Origin of the sequence: Pseudomonas sp. JS425, from assembly GCF_018223845.1 — a bacterium.
GTDB classification, from domain to species: domain Bacteria; phylum Pseudomonadota; class Gammaproteobacteria; order Pseudomonadales; family Pseudomonadaceae; genus Aquipseudomonas; species Aquipseudomonas asiatica.
This window is the reverse complement of the sequence record NZ_CP073661.1, coordinates 2,958,709-2,977,018: the sequence shown is the minus strand read 5'-3', so window position 1 is coordinate 2,977,018 and position 18,310 is coordinate 2,958,709. Positions and strand designations below refer to the sequence as shown.

Sequence of the window (18,310 nt, the reverse complement as noted above, 5' to 3'; positions counted from 1 at the left end):
GTATTGTTATTGTTTTTTTCGCCGCCCGTCTTTTGCGAGCGTGGCTGGGGCGTCCATGCGCTATTGCAGGTTGGGCTGGTCCAGTCGCTGGATGAACGCCTCGGCCTGCGGCCAGGGGCCGAAGCCGGAGGCCGGGTTGAGGTGGCCGACGGCCCCCAGTGCGACCAGTTCGCTACCCCAGCCATGGGCCAGGGCGCTGGCTGCGGCAAAGCTGGCCAGGTGGTCGTTGCTGCTGGCCGCGACAATGCTGGGGAACGGTAGCGGCGCCTGGGGCAATGGCGACCAGCCGTGCTCGGCCAGGCTGGCCGGGCTTGGGTAGTGGGCCGGCCATGGCGCGTTCAGGTCGGGCGGCGCCGCCAACAATGCACCCTTGATCGGCCGCCGGTAGCGCGCCGCCCAGTGGGCGACCATCAGTACGCCAGCGCTGTGCGCCACCAGGATCACCTCACCATCGATCTGGTCCAGTTCGCGCTGGATCGCCTCGACCCGGGCTGTGCAGCTCAGGCCGTCGACCTGCAGTGGCGGCACGCTGCGCACCTTGGCCAGGCGGCCTGCGAGCAGGGTCTGCCAGTGTTCGGCAACATGGTCGCGCAGGCCGGGGACGATCAGCACGGTGGCAGTGGTTTGCAGTTTTTCCACGGTGAACCTCGTGTGCGGTGTAGCTCTTGAGGTTCACAGTAAACAGCCCACCCACCGGGTGCTTCACATTGGGCGTCAGGGGCTTTTCATTTGATGACAATGGCCAAGACAGGGCTTTGCTTTTCAATTCATGACACGCAGGCTATAAAACACAAAACGCATGTCGGCATACCCAAAAACAAAAAACCGCATGGAAAACAACCAAAGATGCCTGCCCTAGTCCGTGCCGCCAGCTTGACCAATTACCTTGAGGTGTCCCGCCACCTGGGCCTCAATCCCCATGCGCTGTTGGCACAGGTTGGCCTCAGCGCCGCGTTGCTCGAAGACCCCAATCGGCGTATTCCGGTTGCCAGCGTCATCGCTTTGCTGGAAGCCTCCGCCAGCGCCACCCGCTGCGAAAGCTTCGGCCTGCGCATGGCCGAGTTGCGGCAACTGTCGGACTTCGGCGAAATAAGCCTGTTGCTCAGCCACCAACGCACCCTGCGTGATGCACTGCAGGTGATCGTGCAGTACCGTCACCTGCTCAATGACGCCCTGGCCATTCATATCGAGGAAGCCGGCAAGACCGTGGTCATCCGTGAGGAGGTGATCAACGAACGCGCGCCCTGCAGCCGCCAGGCCACCGAGCTGGCGATCGGCGTGATGATGCGCCTGTGCGCGGCGCTGCTAGGTGCGCATTGGCACCCGATCAGCGCCAACTTCACCCACGCGCCTCCCGCCGACCTGGCCACCCACCGGCGCATTTTTGGCTGCACGCTGGTGTTCGGCAGCGAGTTCAACGGTATTGTCTGCCCGGCCGCCGACCTCGACAGCGCCAGCCCGCAGGCCAACGAGGCCATGGCGCGCCTGGCGCAGCGCTATCTGGACAGCCTGCCGGCGGGCGGCTCGCCGTCCCTGGAGCTGGAGTTGCGCAAGACCATCTACCTGCTGCTGCCCATGGGCCGCGCCACCATCGAACAGGTGGCACAGACCCAGGGCATGAACGTGCGCACCCTGCAGCGGCGCCTGGAAGAAAGCGGGTTGACCTTCAAGGACCTGATCAACAGCGTGCGCCGTGACCTGGTGATGCGCTACCTGGAAAACCCCGGCTATTCGCTGGGGCGTATCGCCGACATGCTGGGTTATTCGATGCCCAGCTCGTTCACCCGCTGGTTTATCGCCCAGTTCGGCATGCCGCCTGCCAGTTGGCGGGCACAGCGGGCTGACCCATTGGGCCTGCCATGCAGCCCATCGCCGGCAAGCCAGCTCCCACCTCGACCGTATTGACCTCAAGCCATGCGCGAGCCCTGTGGGAGCGGGCATGCCCGCGAAGCAGGCGCCGCGGAGTGTTGTCACCCACGGTCACTTTCTAAAGGCCCCAGTGCATCAACGCCAGCACCAAAAGCACAAGAAACACGCTCTCCCCCACCATCAGCGCAATGGGTTTCACCCCGACCGAGGCCAGCGCCTTGAGTTGGGTTTTCATGCCCAGGGCACTGATCGCCACCACTAGGCAGCCGCGCGACAGCTCGTTGATACCGCCCTGCACCGCGGCGGGTACCCAGCCTGTGCTGTTGACGCACGCCAGCAGCAGGAAGCCGACCGCGAACCAAGGCAACAAGGGCGGCCGCTGCCCGCCTGCTTCGAGGCCCTGGCGCCGGGTGATCATGGCCGCGCAGACAATGACCGGCAACAGCATGGCCACCCGCATCAGCTTGACCACGGTGGCGATGTCGCCGGTCTCGGTAGACATGCTGTAGCCCGCGCCCACCACCTGCGCCACGTCGTGGATGGTCGCACCGAGGAACACCCCAGCCTGGGCTGGGGACAGGTGCAGCCACTGGGCAATCATCGGGTAGAGGATCATCGCCAAAGTCGACAGCGCCGACACGCCGATCACGGTGAACAGCGTTGCATGCTCCTTGCGCGGGTGCTGGGGCAAGGCAGCTGCCAGCGCCAGCGCCGCCGAGGCACCGCAAATGGCCGTGGCACCGCCGGTGAGCATGCCGAACAGCCGTGAAAACCCCAGCGCCTTGGCCACCACCACCGAAACCAGGATGGTCACCACCACCAGGGTCACGACCAGGGCCACGGGCTTCCAGCCCAGGCTGGCGATCTGGTCCAGGGTGATGCGCATGCCAAGCAACGCCACGCCCAGGCGCAGTACCGTGCGGGCGGTAAACTCGATACCGGCTTTGCAGGGGCCGTCGACCGCGAGAAAGTTCAGCGCCATCCCCAATAACAAGGCAAACAGCATGACCGGCGCTGCGTAATGCTCACTGAGGAAACTGGCGGCCGCACCGACGATGAGGCTGACCACCACCCCCGGGGCGAGGGTGCGGATACGCTGATGGGTAGCGCCAAGTGCCAGTGTATTCATTGCCCCGCTTCCTCACAGTCAAACACGATGTAAACCTGCCCGCCCTGCTGCTCGACCGGGTAGCTGGCAACCTTCAAGGCCTTGGAATTGACCAGGTAGCCGCTGGCCAGGTCAAAGCGCAGGCCGTGCGCGCAGCACTGGATGACACGGCCTTCCAGCCGGCCGCCACACAACGACGCGCCCTGGTGCGGGCAGCTGTCGTCAATGGCATAGAGCGAGTCGGCAACGTTGAACAGCGCCACGCTGCGCCCTTCGCAGGCTAACAGCACACGGCCGTCACGCTCCGGCACCTGATGGAGGGCCAATGCAATGCGCCGGGTCATGCCCTCTCAACCTCTTGCAGCGCTTCGGTCATGGCCGCATACAGCACCTCGGCAGGCTGCGCACCTGCAATGAGCGGCCCTTGATTGAAACGAAAACGAGGCACTGCACTGCCGGCGCGCCCTGCCCCATCGAGGAACGGGCTGCCGTCGTCACGCAGGCAGTCGACAACCTGCGCGGCTTCCAGCCCGCAGCACTGCGCGATGTCGAGCAAGGTGCGGCTATCCCCCAGGTCGCGCCCCTGGTGGAAATAGGCGATGAACAGCTGTGCCAGCAAGGCTTCCAGTTGCCCTGCTTCGAGCAACTGAGCAGCACGTTGCAGCAGCCGATGGGCATTGCCGGTGTTGGGCATGCGGCGAATACGCGAGAAGTCGATGTCCTCGCCCACCACGCGGGCAGCGGCGCGCACCTGGGCCTGGCGCTCACTTACCGCTTCCTCGCTGCCCAGGCGTTGCAGATAGAAGGCATGGAACGGCACGCCACTGGCTGGCAAGCCCGGCAACAACTGCACACCTCGCCATTGCAGTTGTACCTGCACTTGCGGTTGTTCACGCTGCAAGTGCAAGAGCGCGGCCTGCAGGTGTCGCTGGCCAATCAGGCACCAGGGGCAGACGAAATCGAAGAACACTTCGACGGACAACAGCTGTTTCACGGTTTCAACTCCCGGGGTGCGGCAGCGTCGCCTGCCGGTGCATGCAGACGCTCCATGTCGCGGTGGTAATGACGTTTGGCAAGGAAAAACACTGCCGCCGCGCCGATGCTCATCAGCGGTACCAGCTGGAAGGCGGCATGCAAGCCGATCAGGTCGGAAACGCGCCCGGTGATCAGCGGCCCGGTCGCCAGGCCCAACAGGTTGTTGGCCAGGGTCAGGGTGGCAAACGCGGTGCCGTGCACCGAGGCGTGGGTGAGGTTGGCGACCATGGCGCTGGACGGGCCGTTGGTGCCGGCGGCGATCATCATGCCCAGGCAGATGAGTACCAGTTGGGCGGTGCCGGCCGGCAGTGCGAAGGCGATGGACAACAGCGCGCAACTACCCAGGCAGTAAGCGATGGCAAGGCTGATCTTGCGGTCCGGGCGCTGCCGCCCGAGGCGGTCGCAGAGCATGGCGCAGAGGATCATGCCGATGCCGCTGCACAGCACGATGACTGCGGCAATCGCCCCGGCGCGGTCGGTGCCCATGGCGTAATAGCGGTTCAGGTAGCTTGGCATCCACACGATCACGGTGCCGCCGACGAACAGCTGCAGCCCGCTGCCGACGTAGGCCGCTATGACCGAACGGCTGCTGTACAGGGTGCGCAGCGGGCGGCTGGCCTTGCCTTGCGACTGCTGCGCGCATCGAGGCGCAATACGCGCCTCCTTGACGATAATCGGGTACAGCATCGCCAGCACCAGGCCGAACAGCGCCATGCCGGCAAATGCCCAGCGCCAGCCCAGGTGCTGGGCCAGTACTCCGCCCAGGGCCATGCCCAGCACCGAGCCGAACATGCCACCGGCCATGAACGCGCCGGCCAGGGTCGAGCGCATATCGCGGGGGAACACGGCGACCACCACGGCGATGCCGACACTGCCGTAGGCAGCCTCGCCCACCCCTACCAGAAACCGCGCGACGAACATTTGCGGGTAGTTTTCCGCCAGGGCGCAGCCGAGGGTGGCCAGGCTCCACAGTACTGCCATCAGCACCAGGCTGCGCACCCGGCCGAAGCGGTCGGCCAGCAGCGACAGCGGGAAGGTCAGCAGGCCGACCATCAGCGCGACGATACCGCTGAGCAGGCCGAGCTGGCTGTCGCTCAATGCCCATTCGCCCTTGAGCAGCGGGAAAACCGCATTGAGCACCTGGCGCGACATGTAGTCGGAGATCAACAGGCCAAAGGTCAGGGCGAAGACCACCCAGGCATAGCGCCGAGGGACGCTGTGGGCGGTGTCGGTGCCGGAATCTTCGGCACTGGCGAGATAGGTGGCCATGTTGCCTCCTTGGGATGTAGGGCGTGAGGTTGTTCTTGTTGTTATGAACTACTGCAAAACCTTGTTCGGTCGCTGTGGGAGCGGCCTTGTGTCGCGAAAGGGCTGCGGAGCAGCCCCAGAAATCAGCGACAGAGCAGTAATTGCTGGGGCTGCTCCGCAGCCCTTTCGCGACACAAGGCCGCTCCCACAAAAAGCATCAAGACCGTGGCACCCTGCTGTATCAGCCGCGCTGCGGCACGCCCTTCACACCCGGCTGGCGATTCGGCGCCATGCCGTTGGCCTCGAGGGTCTGCTCGATGCTGTCGTACTGCTGCCCGATGCGATAAATGGCGCGTGCTTCCTTGCCGCTGGCAATCTCGCGGCCCAGCTCATGGGCCACACGCACGGTCTGCTGGATCTGCTGCACCGAGGTGAAGCGCTTGCCATGCTGGTCGATGATGGTGTCTTCGTTACCGCAGCGTGGGTGCAAGCCCATGGCCAGGGCCATGGTGTTGAACGGCAGCACGTTCTTCAGCAACGATTCGGCGGTCAGGGTGCAGCCGTCCGGCGCGCGGTGGATGAAGTTGAAGAAGTTGAACGGGTTGGGGCCGTCGAAACCGCCGCCGATGCCGATCCAGGTCAGGTTCAGCGGGCCCATGTAGTCACCGCGACGCACGATGCGCTCGAGCGTCTCCAGGGCATGCATGCCGGTCAGCTGGAAATGCGGCTGGATGTTGCTGGCCTGCAGGCGGCGCAGGTGCTCGCGGACCCAGGCCGGGCCGGCCGGCACGGTCATTTCGCTGTAGGCGGCATGAATCGCCGGGCTGGCCAGCGAGGTGCCTTCCAGGTACTCGGGGTACAGCAACTCCATGATGTTCATCTGCGTGGTGTTGATGGCCACGGTCACCTGGTCGGGGCGCGGCGTCAGCTCGGCGAGCATGTGCCGGGTGTCGTCCGACAGCCACTTGGCCGCCTCGCCCTCGCTTTCCGGGGCGAAGGAAATCGATCCGCCAACCTGGATGATCATGTCCGGCACCGCTTCGCGCACCCCGGCGATCAGCTCGTTGAACTTGGACAGGCGCTTGGAGCCCTTGCCGTCCAGTTCGCGCACGTGCAGGTGCAGTACGGTGGCACCTGCATCAAAGCAGTCGACAGCCTTCTGCACCTGCTCGTCCATGGTCAGGGGAATGTCTTCAGGGAAGTCTTCGGGCATCCACTCCGGGCCATAGGGGGCCACGGTGATCACCACCTTTTCCATGTTTTCCGGGTGCAACGAATCGTCGAAGAATTGCATGCTGTAGTCCTCGCTGTTGTTATTGTGCGGTTGCCGCCAGCGACGGCGACGAACTCAGAACGTGGGGCTGCCCTTGATCCCGGCGCGCTCCATCTTGCGATGGCACGGCGGGTAGTCCATGACGGCGTAATGCTGTGTGCTGCGGTTGTCCCAGATCGCCACGCTGTTGGGCTTCCAGCGCCAGCGCACCTGGTACTCCGGCAGGTAGGCCTGGCTGATGAGGTAGCGCAGCAGGTCGCTGGCGCCGGGGTTGGCGTCCTGGCCGAAGCGCACCCGCTGCGGGGTGTGGTAGTTGCTGAAATGGGTGGTGAAGGCGTTGACGAACAGCACCTGCTCGCCGGTTTCCGGGTGGGTGCGCACCACCGGGTGCTCGGCATCGGGGAACTGCGCCTTCAGCGCCAGGCGCTTTTCCAGCGGCATGGCAGCGCCAAAGCTCGCCTCGATGCTGTGGCGGGCGCGCAGGCCTTCGATCTTGGCCTTCACATCGCCTGGCAGGTTTTCATAGGCCAGCACCATGTTCGCCCACATCGTGTCGCCGCCCACGGGCGGGCATTCGATGCAGCGCAGCACACAGCCCATCGGCGGGGCCTCGCGCCAGGTGGCGTCGGTGTGCCAGGCATTTTCATAGCGGTCGTTGGGCTGGTCCGGTCGCTTGTAGATCTGTACCAGGCCCGGATGCTCCGGGTCGCTGCCGGCCACCGGGTGGTCCTCCAGGTCGCCGAAGCGGCGGGCGAACGCTACATGTTCGGCGCGGCTGAAGTGCTGGTCGCGCAGGAACAGCACACGGTGCCGGAGCAACTGCGCGCGAAGCTGGGCGAACAGGTCGTCGTCGTGGATCGCGTCGGCCAGGTTGACCCCACTTACCTCGGCACCGATCGCGCAGGTCAGTTGTTCGATGTGCATGCTGTTGCCCTCTTCAGATGACGAAGATCGACGAGCCGGTGGTCTTGCGCGCTTCCAGGTCACGGTGGGCCTGGACGGCATCCTGCAGTGCGTAGTGCTGGTTGATCTCGATACGGATGCGCCCGCTGCCGACGTGATCGAACAGCTCACCGGCCAGGTCGGCCTTTTCCGCCGGGTCGGCGATGAAGTCGGCCAGTGCCGGGCGGGTGAGCTGCAGCGAGCCCTTGATCGCCAGCAACTGCGGGTCGAACGGCGGGATGGTGCCTGACGCCGTGCCGACGCAAACCATCAGGCCGCGGCGCTTGAGCGAATCGAGCGAGCCCATGAAGGTGTTCTTGCCAACGCTATCGAACACCACGTTCACCCCTACCCCGTCGGTCAGCTCACGCACGCGCGTGGCAACGTCCTCGACGCTGTAGTTGATGACGTGGTTGCAGCCGTGGGCGCGAGCCACTTCGGCCTTGGCCTCGGTGGACACCGTGCCGATCACGTTAAGCCCCAGCAGCTGCGCCCACTGCGCGACGATCAGGCCGACCCCGCCAGCAGCGGCATGCAGCAGCACGCTGTCGCCGGGTTTGAAGTCATGCAGCCGACGCAGCAGATAGGCCGAGGTCAGTCCGCGCATGGTCATGGCAGCAGCGGTTTCGAAGGCGATGGTATCGGGCAGCTTGATCAGCGCGGCCGCGGGGATCAGGCGCTCGGTGCAGTAGGCGCCCAGGGTGTTGAGGAAGCCGGTATAGGTGACCCGGTCACCGACCGCCACCTGGGTCACACCCTCACCCAGCGCCTCGACCACCCCGGCCGCTTCCACGCCGATGCCGTTGGGCAGCGGGATCGGGTAGGTGCCGTTGCGGAAATAGGTATCGGCGTAGTTCAAGCCCACAGCCACCTGGCGCAAACGCACCTGCCCCGGGCCGGGCTCGCCGACCTCGGCGTCCTCGTAGCGCAGCACCTCGGGGCCACCGGTCTGATGGAAACGTACGACTTTGGACATGCTTGTCTCTCCAATCATCGATCTGGACGCATGGCGTCAGTTCTGGGTAATTGGACTGTATGCCCTTGGTGTGTGGGGTGCTTCGCATCGGACGACAGCGGGTTTTCATTTGATGACAGTACGAGCGTCGACCTGCCGATCACGAAAACCGTGTTTTATTCATGAGCCTACTTGATGCTTGCCAATGGTCAGACTAATACTTAAGTCTCTGCCTGGGGAGGCACGAAAAATGCAACCAAGATTCGTTATCGTTCCCGCTGTGCCGATCGAAAAGGAGTCGTTCCGCGTGGGTAGCCGCTATTACGCCGCTACCGTATGTGGGGGTTTCGACATCTACGATAACCAAGCGAAGGAGCGGCTCAAGCCCAGTTATCCAAGCAGGACGGCTGCGCAGACGCAGTGTGAGCAGATGAACAAGCGCGGTGATGCAGGCTGATCGCACAAGCAATTGCCTTGCTCGATCCCTGTGGGAGATCGCACAGCCTTTCGGGTTGCGCTGTCATGTAGAGAACTGAGTTCGGAAGCAGTCCGCGTAATCTGTGGGAGCGGCTTTAGCCGCGAAGAATCCAACGCGGTGCATGGCACCGGCTGCGCCGGTGTTCGCGGCTAAAGCCGCTCCCACATGGGGGCACGTTACTGCGGGTGAGGCAGTGCAGGCGTATGATTGAAAGCCGAGCGAATTGATATCGCCGGTCGGCGTCCTCTACCGGAGCACTGCCATGAACAAACCCTTTCACGCGCTGATCCTCGCAATGGCAGCGCTTTCTGCCTGCTCGTCCAACTCCACGCTGTACCACGACCAGCCGCTGGTGGCGAAAGTCACCAACGGCATGAGCAGAGACCAGGTCATGCAGGTAGGCGGCAAGCCCGATGCCGAGACCGAACGCACCGTGGTGCCCGGCACCTGCTTCGACTACATGCTGACCAAGGCCGACAACCGGCAACCCTACAGCGTCAGCTTCGACGGCACCGGCAAAGTGGACAATACCGCTTTCATGACCTGCGCCGAGTGGAACAATGCTCAGCGCAGGGCCCGCCTGCCCAGCATGGGCGGCTCTAGCGGATCGGGTTACTGAGTCAGTCCAGGCATTCCCTGGCAGCCTGGCGCAATTTGTCGCCAGACAGGAAGCTGCCCTTGTAGAAGGTCGCGCGGCTGCCCTCGTGGGAATCGACTACGTCCAGCACATCATCGGATGCCACGGGGCTGGGTGCCGTTAGCCGATAGCCGTGGGCGATCGATTTCTGCGTGGCTTGAGGCGCCAGTGCTTGCCATTTGGGTAGTACGCAAGCGGCGTATTGCTGGGGCGATTTGTGAGTCAGTTTGCTGGCAGTGGGTTTGCCAGGGGTTGCGCAGCCGGCAACACCGGTGACCAGCACGGCGAAGAGAAAGATACGAAACATAGACATTTGCGATTAGCCATCAAGGATACGCTGCATTCTATCGGGGGTTGTATTGGCTTACCAATCAACCAAAGTCTCGCAGCACAGGCCCGCCTGATATTTCTGCCAGTAGCCTGGGTGAGTGAAGGCTGGGAAAGTGCATCTGCCAATAGCCTTCGGAGCACTAACCATGCAAAAGAACACCAACAGAACGCAATTCTTCTATCAGAATGGAAAACTGATCTCTCTGACGGTTGGTGAACAAGGTCGCAGTATTTTCCGTACTACAGATGTGCCACTCGCCGAACTGCAAACTGAAGGCACCCACTCCAGCGGCTTGCTGGCGACGGACGATAAGGGTTCAGTACTGAACGTGCAGGAAAACTCCTGATTTTGGAGAAACGGGCGCTATCGAGAACACTGGCGTAGCCGGTATCAGCCACCGCGTCGCCTGCTTCGCGGGTGAACCCGCTCCCACAGGGACCCCATCAGCCGAAAGAATGCGCCATACCTGTGGGAGCGGGCACGCCCGCGAACACCGGCGCAGCCGGTGCCAACCACCGCGTCGCCTGCTTCGCGGGCATGCCCGCTCCCACAAGGACCCCACCTGCCGAAAGCATGCGCTGTACCTGTGGGAGCGGGTTTACCCGCGAACACCGGCGCAGCCGGTGCCAACCACCGCGTCGCCTGCCGGGGGCTGCTTTGCAGCCCATCGCGACACAAGGCCGCTCCTGCAATTGACGGCGCTCGCTGACACCTGCGCCTGACGTCAATCCAGTGCGCCGTTCAACACTTCGTAGATGATCCCCGTAGCAACTGCCACCAGGATCAGGTCCGCACCCGCCTGCATCCATTCATAGCCATCGTAATGAGGCAACTGCCCCAGCAGCCTGCCATCCAGCTTCTTGGCGATACCCGGCGGCAGTGGTTTGCCACGGGCCAGGTTCTTCTGAATGCCCGGGGGCAGCGCCGGCCCTGCGCTCCAGTAGCTGCGGTGCCCGTCAAGAATGCCAAGCACATCGCCGCGGTTTATCGACGGCCCACCATACGAGCCCCCGTGACCTTGACCATGCTGCCCCTTGTCCTTGCCGTGGCCCTGCCCTTTACCATTACCCGGGTCGGCATAAGTGAGCGCCGGCCCCACTGCCAGCGCAATCGAGGTAGCGATAACTGCCCATCGACGCTTTGCCATAGCTGTTTCCTTACACGGAAGACGTCCCAGCACTGTAGACCAAAACCCGGTTCAGGGTGGAAGTCCCCGAACCCGGGTCAGGGCTTGGCACTCCGATAGAGCATGATGGCTGCCACATCGAGAGCCAACACGGCAACGGCGTAGAGAAACATGAAGTACAGATCTTCTGGAAACATGGCCGTATCCCCAAATGAGCAGGTTTTCAGGGATGCAGCAATTCCCGTTCCAAACGCCTGGCTGAACGAGCCTGCCCATCTGCTATCGAGATGATTGCTCCATAACCACGACATCAGCCGGTAATGTTCCAGCGCGGCTTTCCCATTTTGCGACCACGATCGGCGCCAGCGCATTGCCGAGTACGTTCAGTGCCGTAACGGGCATGTCCATCAATCGATACACCCCTGCAATCAAGGCCACGCCTTCCAAAGGCAAACCTGCCGCCGTCAGGGTTGCGGTGAGAATGACAAACATGAACCCGGGCACTCCGGCAGCGCCTTTGGACGTCAATACCATGATGAATACCAACATAACCTGGTCTGCCAAGGCCAGTTCAATATTGTAGGCCTGCGCGATAAACAGCGTACCCAGGCCCGCAAACAGCGACGCGCCATCCAGGTTGAATGAATAGCCCAACGGGATCACCAGCGAAGTGATCGTACGCGGTACACCCCGTGCTTCGGTCTTGGCCATCAATTGCGGCATGACGGTGGCAGAACTCGCGCTGCTGAACGCCAGTATCAGTTCACCCTTGAAGGCCTTGATGATCTCGAAGATATTCTCGCCAACAGCCCTGGCAACAAGGCCCAGCACGACAATTGCAAAGAACAGTACCGCCACATAAGTAATGGCTATCAGTTTTGCCAACGGCAGCAGTGAATCAATCCCGAAGGTCGACACCGTGACAGCTATCAGGGCAAAGATGCCGATCGGTGAGTAGGCCATGACCATATGAGTGACCTTGAACATGGTATCCACTACCGTCTGCAGCACTGCAACCAACGGCTGTTTCCTGGGTTCATCCAGCGTAGACAGTGCCACCCCGAACAAGATTGCGAAGAACAGTACCGATAACAGCTTAGCCTCCGCCATTGCCGCCACTACATTATCAGGAATGATGCCCAACAGTACCTTGCCGAGCCCTGCCGAAGCATTTTGCACAGGAGGCACTGCCCCACTCGCCGGTGTAACGGCGAACCCCGCACCGGCGCCTGGCTGGAGCACGTTACCGACCAACAAGCCGAAAATGATTGCGACCCCGGTCACGGCAAAGAAATAGACAAGGCTCTTTGTTCCCACCCGCCCCAGGGCGCGCTTGCCGGAGCCGGCTATGCCTACCACCATGCAGGAAAACACCAGCGGCACGATGATCATTTTCATCAGTTTTATGAACGCATCACCCGCCGGTTGCAGCGCTTGCTCGATCCACCAGCCCTTGTAATCTGGAAAATGATTCAATAGCAGGCCAACGCATATACCGAAAGCCAGACCAATTGCAATTTGCGTGATTAGATTTATTTTTATTCTCACGGGATTGATCTCTGTTTTTATAAAACACTAGGAAGCAAAGATTGCACGAAAGTTTTTGAACCCCTTGATCTCGATCGGGTTACCACTGGGATCCAGGAAAAACATTGTCCTTTGTTCGCCAGGCTCACCCTCAAAACGAACAACCGGCGGGATTTCGAACTGCACGCCCAGAATTTCAAGGCGCTTAGCCAAGGCCTGCCATCGCTCCAGAGGCAATATCACTCCGATATGAGGCATCAATACAAGGTGTGGGCCGACCTTGCCAGTGCGGCTGGTTTCAAAGGGCTTGCCCACATGCAGAGATATCTGGTGACCAAAAAACTCGAAGTCTACCCAGGTCTCAGTGCTACGTCCCTCGACGCAACCAAGAACTTCTTTATAGAATTTTCTTGCCACGTCCAGATCGCTGACATGATAAGCAACATGAAAGGGTGTCAACATGATGGTACTCCTCGAACAGAGCCACTATCCTCACACCGCCCGGCATCCATGTACACCAACTGACACTTGGCCTGAGCATAAGCATTACTTATGGACATTCAAAATCTGGAAAGCCTCATATCCGTTGTCGAATGCGGCTCCATTGCGGGTGCGGCAAAGAAAGCAAATGTTTCAGCCGCTGCAATAAGTTTGCGTATTCGCAATATGGAGAAACACCTGGGCTGTGCACTCTTCAATAGAGAGGCACATGCGATCAGGCCGACAGACAAGCTGCTGGTATTGATGCCACGGATACGTTGCATTGTCGAACATGCCAGTCAGCTCAGGAATGACCTGAACGCCGACACGCTGACCGGGGAACTGCGCATTGGCGCCATATCAACTGCACTCACCGGCCTTGTACCGGCAGCACTGGAGCATTTGTCATCCTCCGCGCCCAACCTCAAGCTCACCATCACGCCCGGTGACTCCAAATTGCTCCATGACAAGCTGATCAATCAGGAACTGGATGCGGCAATTCTGGTTACGCCACCCTTCAAGACAGCAAAATCGTTGAGAATGCTCACGTTGCGCAGCGAACCGCTGTGCTTGTTGGCACCTGCCACAGCCTCCCGCGCTGAAGCACACGCAATGCTGGCCACTGGGCCCTATATCCGGTATGCCATCGACTCCTGGGGAGGCCTGATAACCCAGCGCTATCTGGACGATCTGGGCCTCGCACCCAACGTGGCTTGCGACCTGGATGCACTCGAGGCCATCAGCCTGCTGGTGTCCCTGGGGCAAGGCGTTTCCTTGGTCCCGCAATGGCCGTCATTGCTGGAGCAATCGCCAAACGCCCTGGTTCTGGCCGAAGAACCAAGGTACTGCCGCGACATAGTGTTGGCCTACAGTGCCGGCCATCACCGCACGTCGGCAATAAAGCTACTGGCATCCGTACTGATGGCCTGACGCTCCAGCTCAGTAGAGACGGGCCTTGATCAGCGGGCGCAGCAAGTGATTGAGCACGCTGCGCTTGCCGCTGAGGATATCCATCTCGGCAACCATGCCGGGGATGATCGGCAGTACTTTCTTGCCGCGCAGGAACCGGTTGCCGCCTGTTCGGCTCGGCAGTACCGCTGATGCTGCTGCCATCCGGGGCAAAATGCCTTGGGAGCGCTCCAACTTTGGCGAAAACGCCAGTCGCAATTGATCTCTTGATCGGAAATGGAATCTCGTGTTCGCTCTAGTTGAACTTGAGTTTGGCCACCTTGCTCAGTGCCCACCCACTGAACACGTAAAACGCATCCAGGTAAAAGCGCCCCTCGTAGTTGGGCAGCGGCTCACGATTCAACAACAGCTCGGGCATGTCGGACGAAGGGGGAAACAGCGCATAAAAACCATTGGGCAATACCGCCAACGCAATGAGCAGAAGGTAGGTCACGATCCGCAATGTGCTGGCGCGGCTACCGGATTGTTCGGCCCATTTCAGGCCGAACCAGGCGATCAGGCCGGCAACGGGCAACACCCAGAAATGCGTCGGCATCCCAATGAACATCTCAGCAACAACGCTTCTTTCTTCCAACTTGGTGTTCTCCTTCAAATGAGCGGATTATTGCGGCTGGGGTCGGCAAATGCAAAAAGCCCGCTCTCGAGGGCGGGCCTTTTGTATAAGGGGTCAGATGATCACGCTTTCGAACACATCAGCGCGGCATCCAGCAGCCTGCCATGGTCGTACCAGGCATCACGTTGATAGGCCGCGAACTGGCGCTGGGTCCCCGTGCCCCGCACTTCGACCAGGCCACCCGCCGTGTCGGGGTCGGTGCTATCAACGAACAGCCTGACCGAGTTATCGCCATCGACCTGGTACGTTTTCACATTACCTTGAAGTTCGCTTTTGACGCACCCCAGGTACGCCGGCGTACTTCTTTCAGTGGCCCCGGCCGCATACCCATGGCCCTGACGCACATCGGGCTCATGTGCGCAGCCTGCCATGAACAGAGTGGCGAAAGTGGACATCAGTATTGCGCCTGCTACCGATCTTGGACTTTTCACGCGACACGCTCCTGCTGCCCCATCGAGTAACTTGGGAAAGTGTTGCCAAGCCGCATGCCTTTTTTTGGTTTTTGTTCGCTCATGGTACTGCTCGACGTTAGCCGGGCAATAGGCTTGTTTGCTATATCGGCTTCCGGGCGGGTTTTCCTCGCGAAGATAACCTACGTTCATGGATCAGTGGAAAAGTGCCAGACAGGCCAGCCTGGGCCGGGTTCACTCTGCCGATGTCCCCGATTTCGGGTACAACCGGACCCACAAACGGGGGTCAGGCGATGACCTTCAGAAACACAAATGTCGCTGCTAGATCCAGAACCAGCACAGCAACCACAACGAAGATCATGTAGTAGCGGTCATTCTGAGTCATTTCTGCGTACTCCGCATGAACGATGCACCAAGGGGTCACAGCAATTTGCATTCCACTTCCCTGGTGTGCTCGGAGCGGGCTCAGGCCGACCGAGCCTGATGGATGGGCAGTTCGACCCTGAATGTCGTACCGACTCCCACCTCGCTGTCTACGCGGATCTCGCCACCATGACGCTTGATGATTCCGTACGAAAGTGACAATCCCAGCCCGGTGCCCTGGCCGATGGGCTTCGTCGTGTAGAACGGATCGAAGATCTTTTGCAGGCTTTCGCCAGGAATGCCACAACCATTGTCTGCGACTTCGATCCATACCCACTTGTCACTGGCACCGGTTCGCAGGGTAATTCTGCCACGCTCGGCCCCCATCGCCTGGGTGGCATTGACCAGCAGATTCATGATTACCTGATTGATCTGTGAAGGTAGGCATTCGACCGGCGGCAATGGGCTGTAATCCTTGACAAGGTCCGCCTTGTGCCTGAGTTCGCTGGCAACAATGTTCAGAGTTGACTCTATGCCTTGATGCAAGTCTGCCACTTGCCAGTCATGGCTGGTCTCTACTCGCGAAAAGTCCTTGAGGTCTTTGACGATCCGCGCAACGCGGCCGATGCCGTCTTTGGATTCGCGAATCAGCGCCGGAATATCCTCCAGCAAGTAATCCAGCTCGATTTCCGTGCGCAACTTCGCCAGCTCAGCGCCGAGCGCGTTTGGAACCAGGGTATGTTCCGCGTCAGCATATGCATTCAGCATTACCTGCAAACGGCCGAAATAATCGTCCAGTGCACCGAGGTTGGAAGAGACAAAACCAATCGGGTTGTTGACTTCATGGGCTACGCCGGCTGCCAGCTGACCGAGCGAGGCAAGCTTTTCGGACTGGACCAACTGGTTCTCGAGCAATCGGCGTTCATCCACCTCGCGCTGCAGTGCTGCGCTGGCTTGGGTAAGTGCCTGGGTACGCCGTTCGACCCGCTGTTCCAATTCGTCGTTGGCACTCACCAGCGCTCGGTTTACACGGTTTATTTCGGCGTAGCTACGCATCAGCCACATCCCCAGGTACAGCAATAGCAAAACCAGCAGGGTGGAAAACACCAACATATAAAAATGGTATCGCTGAGCCATCAGCACTGCTGCTTGCTCGTCGCGGTCCAGCATCAGGGCAATGGCGTCCAGGTACTCGGCGATCGGAACCGCCTCGATCGCTTCAAGCAGTTGATCGACTTTGGGTTGCTCACGAAGAATCAACTCTATGTGTTTGCTGATGGTATCGATGGGCACCTGAAAATCGCCGGGCAAGCGCTCCTTGTTGACAGAAAGGTTGTTCAGTCCGACAAGGATTTCGGCAGCTTTTTCATCGGTTGTGGTCTGGGCAAACTCAAGGCTGCTCAGCATCAAGTCGTAGGTATCGCTTGTGACTCTACGCAGACGCAGTGTATCGGCATCGACCAATTGCCGGAGGTGCACCTGTATTACATCAGCCGCAGCCGGGAGAAAAGCCAGGGAATTTCGCAGGATTGCATTGTGCGTCTTGAAGCGCGAGACCAGCAGGACCTTGTCGTCAAAGGCCTGTTGGTAGTCGCGAAAAGCCTTTTGCCAAGCGAGCAGTTCCGTTTTTTGATGACGCCCTTCCAGCGTGCCGAATTCCCGCCATAGGCGCTTCATTTCAATCAACGGCAACACCAGCGGGTCGTAGTTGTAATTGGTAGTGGTGCGCGCCTTGAGCACTGCACCCTCCCACTGTGCATCGTACTGCTTGATCTGGCGTATCAGATCGCGCGCCTGAGCGTAGTCGCCACTCTCATCGGACCTGGACATCCAGTACAGGTAGACCAGCACGGAAGCCAGCAATATGGCGCACGCAGCCAACAGCAGCAGACTGCGCCGAGCGTTCAACCTCATAGCGGTTTACCCTCCCATTGGCCGGTGAGGGTCTGGAGAAACTTGATGATCAGCGCTTTATCATCGTCGCTCGGCGTACGTCCCAACTGATAATGAAACATGGCATCGACGGCTGCTTCCAAGGTGGGCGCCGAACCGTCATGAAAGTAAGGGGCAGTCACCTCCACGTTTCGCAGGCTTGGAACTTTGAACAGGTGGAGGTCGTCCGGGTCACCTGTCACGTTGTAGCGTCCCCGATCTGCCCCGGTAACATTGCCACGGTTGGCGAAATAATCATCGAAGACGCCGAACTTCTGCAGCATGTTGCCGCCGATATTCACACCCTGGTGGCAGGCTATACAACCGTACTCCTGGAAGCGCTGATAGCCATGCTTCTCTTCCAGGCTGAGGCTGCTGGTATCTCCTTTCAGATAGCGATCGAAGCGTGAATCGGGTGTCAGCAGGGTGCGCTGGTACGTAACCAGGGCATCTTTGACATCAATGGTGGTCACCGGCTTGCCATAGGCTTCGGCGAACCCCGTCTGGTAAGCCGGATCGTCAGCAATTCGTTGAACCGCGGTAGCCCAGCCATCTTCTTTGCCGTCCGTATTACCGGTTGCCAGGTGCACCAGGCCGTCAAACGATTGCGCGCGCCCATCCCAGAACTGCAGGAAGTTCAGGCTGGCGTTGAAGACGCTGGGGGTGTGAACTGGCAAGGGTTTGCCATCTGCACCAAGCGAGCGCGCCTGCCCGTCCGCGCCACCACGATCCAGGCGATGGCAATCTGCACAGGACTGGCTGCTATCGAGGGACAAACGCGAGTCATTGAACAGTTTGCGCCCCAGTTCCACCCGGGCAGGGTCAAGCTCAGGCACCGCCGGCAATGGCGTGAGCGGCCCACCGATGCTCTGGGCCAGCACCCATGCCGGTAAAACGACAAGCATCGAGGCAACGATGCGAACCTGCAGACAAATCGGCACAGCATGACCCTCCCTGGCAAGATGCACCTGTCTCCGAGCATAGTGAGGCCAACAGGCAAAAGCTAACGGCAGG

22 protein-coding genes and 1 pseudogene are annotated in these 18,310 nt (G+C 60.6%); 5 read left to right on the top strand and 18 right to left on the bottom strand.

Translation table 11 applies throughout. The features are described 5' to 3' along the window. Positions 1-60 precede the first annotated feature (60 nt). A complete protein-coding gene (locus KDB76_RS13855) occupies positions 61-639 on the bottom strand; it encodes an alpha/beta hydrolase (protein WP_013972537.1) in 579 nt (192 codons plus the stop codon). 207 nt (positions 640-846) lie between these two features. Here KDB76_RS13855 and KDB76_RS13850 point away from each other — a divergent pair, with 207 nt between their 5' ends. Next, positions 847-1,905 carry an AraC family transcriptional regulator gene (locus KDB76_RS13850; RefSeq protein ID WP_038409617.1) on the top strand — a complete coding sequence of 353 codons (1,059 nt, stop codon included), beginning with the start codon at positions 847-849 and terminating at the stop codon, positions 1,903-1,905. An 82-nt stretch (positions 1,906-1,987) separates the two neighbouring features. Here KDB76_RS13850 and KDB76_RS13845 read toward each other — a convergent pair whose 3' ends face one another. The 7 genes from KDB76_RS13845 to KDB76_RS13815 form a co-directional block, all read right to left on the bottom strand. Beyond that, on the bottom strand, positions 1,988-2,998 hold the full coding sequence (locus tag KDB76_RS13845) for a putative sulfate exporter family transporter (protein ID WP_038409616.1): 1,011 nt from the start codon (positions 2,996-2,998) through the stop codon (positions 1,988-1,990). Beyond that, positions 2,995-3,321 (bottom strand): Rieske 2Fe-2S domain-containing protein, encoded by a 327-nt coding sequence (locus KDB76_RS13840; RefSeq protein ID WP_023660907.1) that lies wholly within the window; start codon positions 3,319-3,321, stop codon positions 2,995-2,997. Before KDB76_RS13840 ends, KDB76_RS13845 begins: the two co-directional genes overlap by 4 nt. After that, positions 3,318-3,971, bottom strand: coding sequence for a DsbA family oxidoreductase (locus KDB76_RS13835; protein WP_038409615.1), 654 nt, complete (start codon positions 3,969-3,971; stop codon positions 3,318-3,320). The genes KDB76_RS13840 and KDB76_RS13835 overlap by 4 nt, the downstream gene beginning before the upstream one ends. After that, positions 3,968-5,281 carry an MFS transporter gene (locus tag KDB76_RS13830; RefSeq protein ID WP_024087050.1) on the bottom strand — a complete coding sequence of 438 codons (1,314 nt, stop codon included), beginning with the start codon at positions 5,279-5,281 and terminating at the stop codon, positions 3,968-3,970. Before KDB76_RS13830 ends, KDB76_RS13835 begins: the two co-directional genes overlap by 4 nt. Positions 5,282-5,501: 220 nt before the next feature. Next, positions 5,502-6,554 carry a 3-keto-5-aminohexanoate cleavage protein gene (locus tag KDB76_RS13825; RefSeq protein WP_024087049.1) on the bottom strand — a complete coding sequence of 351 codons (1,053 nt, stop codon included), beginning with the start codon at positions 6,552-6,554 and terminating at the stop codon, positions 5,502-5,504. Positions 6,555-6,608: 54 nt separating this feature from the next. Then, the gene (locus tag KDB76_RS13820) at positions 6,609-7,457 is read right to left on the bottom strand and encodes a TauD/TfdA family dioxygenase (RefSeq protein ID WP_013972530.1); all 849 of its coding nucleotides are present in this window, start codon (positions 7,455-7,457) and stop codon (positions 6,609-6,611) included. A 13-nt stretch (positions 7,458-7,470) separates the two neighbouring features. Further along, on the bottom strand, positions 7,471-8,451 hold the full coding sequence (locus KDB76_RS13815) for a quinone oxidoreductase (RefSeq protein WP_013972529.1): 981 nt from the start codon (positions 8,449-8,451) through the stop codon (positions 7,471-7,473). A gap of 229 nt (positions 8,452-8,680) precedes the next feature. Here KDB76_RS13815 and KDB76_RS13810 point away from each other — a divergent pair, with 229 nt between their 5' ends. Together KDB76_RS13810 and osmE are read left to right on the top strand one after the other, a co-directional pair. Beyond that, a complete protein-coding gene (locus KDB76_RS13810) occupies positions 8,681-8,887 on the top strand; it encodes a hypothetical protein (protein WP_003258802.1) in 207 nt (68 codons plus the stop codon). Between the two features lie 283 nt (positions 8,888-9,170). Next, positions 9,171-9,527, top strand: coding sequence for an osmotically-inducible lipoprotein OsmE (gene osmE / locus KDB76_RS13805; protein WP_038409614.1), 357 nt, complete (start codon positions 9,171-9,173; stop codon positions 9,525-9,527). 1 nt (position 9,528) lies between these two features. Here the strand turns inward: osmE and KDB76_RS13800 are convergent, their stop codons facing one another. Next, complete coding sequence (locus KDB76_RS13800; protein ID WP_038409613.1) at positions 9,529-9,858, bottom strand: hypothetical protein; 330 nt, start codon at positions 9,856-9,858, stop codon at positions 9,529-9,531. 163 nt (positions 9,859-10,021) lie between these two features. Here KDB76_RS13800 and KDB76_RS13795 point away from each other — a divergent pair, with 163 nt between their 5' ends. Continuing rightward, positions 10,022-10,222 carry a hypothetical protein gene (locus tag KDB76_RS13795; RefSeq protein WP_023660903.1) on the top strand — a complete coding sequence of 67 codons (201 nt, stop codon included), beginning with the start codon at positions 10,022-10,024 and terminating at the stop codon, positions 10,220-10,222. 378 nt (positions 10,223-10,600) lie between these two features. Here the strand turns inward: KDB76_RS13795 and KDB76_RS13790 are convergent, their stop codons facing one another. The 3 genes from KDB76_RS13790 to KDB76_RS13780 form a co-directional block, all read right to left on the bottom strand. Then, positions 10,601-11,023, bottom strand: a complete 423-nt coding sequence (locus KDB76_RS13790; RefSeq protein WP_013972524.1) for an anti-virulence regulator CigR family protein — start codon at positions 11,021-11,023, stop codon at positions 10,601-10,603. A 258-nt stretch (positions 11,024-11,281) separates the two neighbouring features. Next, on the bottom strand, positions 11,282-12,550 hold the full coding sequence (locus KDB76_RS13785; protein WP_023660901.1) for a cation:dicarboxylase symporter family transporter: 1,269 nt from the start codon (positions 12,548-12,550) through the stop codon (positions 11,282-11,284). Between the two features lie 27 nt (positions 12,551-12,577). Then, positions 12,578-12,991, bottom strand: coding sequence for a VOC family protein (locus tag KDB76_RS13780; RefSeq protein ID WP_023660900.1), 414 nt, complete (start codon positions 12,989-12,991; stop codon positions 12,578-12,580). Between the two features lie 90 nt (positions 12,992-13,081). Here KDB76_RS13780 and KDB76_RS13775 point away from each other — a divergent pair, with 90 nt between their 5' ends. Continuing rightward, a complete protein-coding gene (locus KDB76_RS13775) occupies positions 13,082-13,939 on the top strand; it encodes a LysR family transcriptional regulator (RefSeq protein WP_038409612.1) in 858 nt (285 codons plus the stop codon). A gap of 9 nt (positions 13,940-13,948) precedes the next feature. Here KDB76_RS13775 and KDB76_RS13770 read toward each other — a convergent pair. The 6 genes and pseudogenes from KDB76_RS13770 to KDB76_RS13745 form a co-directional block, all read right to left on the bottom strand. After that, positions 13,949-14,092: pseudogene (locus tag KDB76_RS13770) on the bottom strand (hemolysin D); the annotation flags it as partial. A gap of 121 nt (positions 14,093-14,213) precedes the next feature. After that, positions 14,214-14,525: a hypothetical protein gene (locus KDB76_RS13765; RefSeq protein WP_024087046.1), complete on the bottom strand. Its 312-nt coding sequence runs from the start codon at positions 14,523-14,525 to the stop codon at positions 14,214-14,216. 128 nt (positions 14,526-14,653) lie between these two features. Continuing rightward, on the bottom strand, positions 14,654-14,986 hold the full coding sequence (locus tag KDB76_RS13760; protein ID WP_044039752.1) for a hypothetical protein: 333 nt from the start codon (positions 14,984-14,986) through the stop codon (positions 14,654-14,656). A 301-nt stretch (positions 14,987-15,287) separates the two neighbouring features. After that, the gene (locus KDB76_RS13755) at positions 15,288-15,437 is read right to left on the bottom strand and encodes a hypothetical protein (RefSeq protein WP_023660898.1); all 150 of its coding nucleotides are present in this window, start codon (positions 15,435-15,437) and stop codon (positions 15,288-15,290) included. Positions 15,438-15,466: 29 nt separating this feature from the next. Continuing rightward, positions 15,467-17,278: a DAHL domain-containing protein gene (locus KDB76_RS13750; protein WP_013972516.1), complete on the bottom strand. Its 1,812-nt coding sequence runs from the start codon at positions 17,276-17,278 to the stop codon at positions 15,467-15,469. Then, entirely contained in the window at positions 17,275-18,201 is a 927-nt protein-coding gene (locus KDB76_RS13745) for a cytochrome c peroxidase (RefSeq protein WP_044039983.1), read from the bottom strand. Before KDB76_RS13745 ends, KDB76_RS13750 begins: the two co-directional genes overlap by 4 nt. Positions 18,202-18,310: the final 109 nt, after the last annotated feature.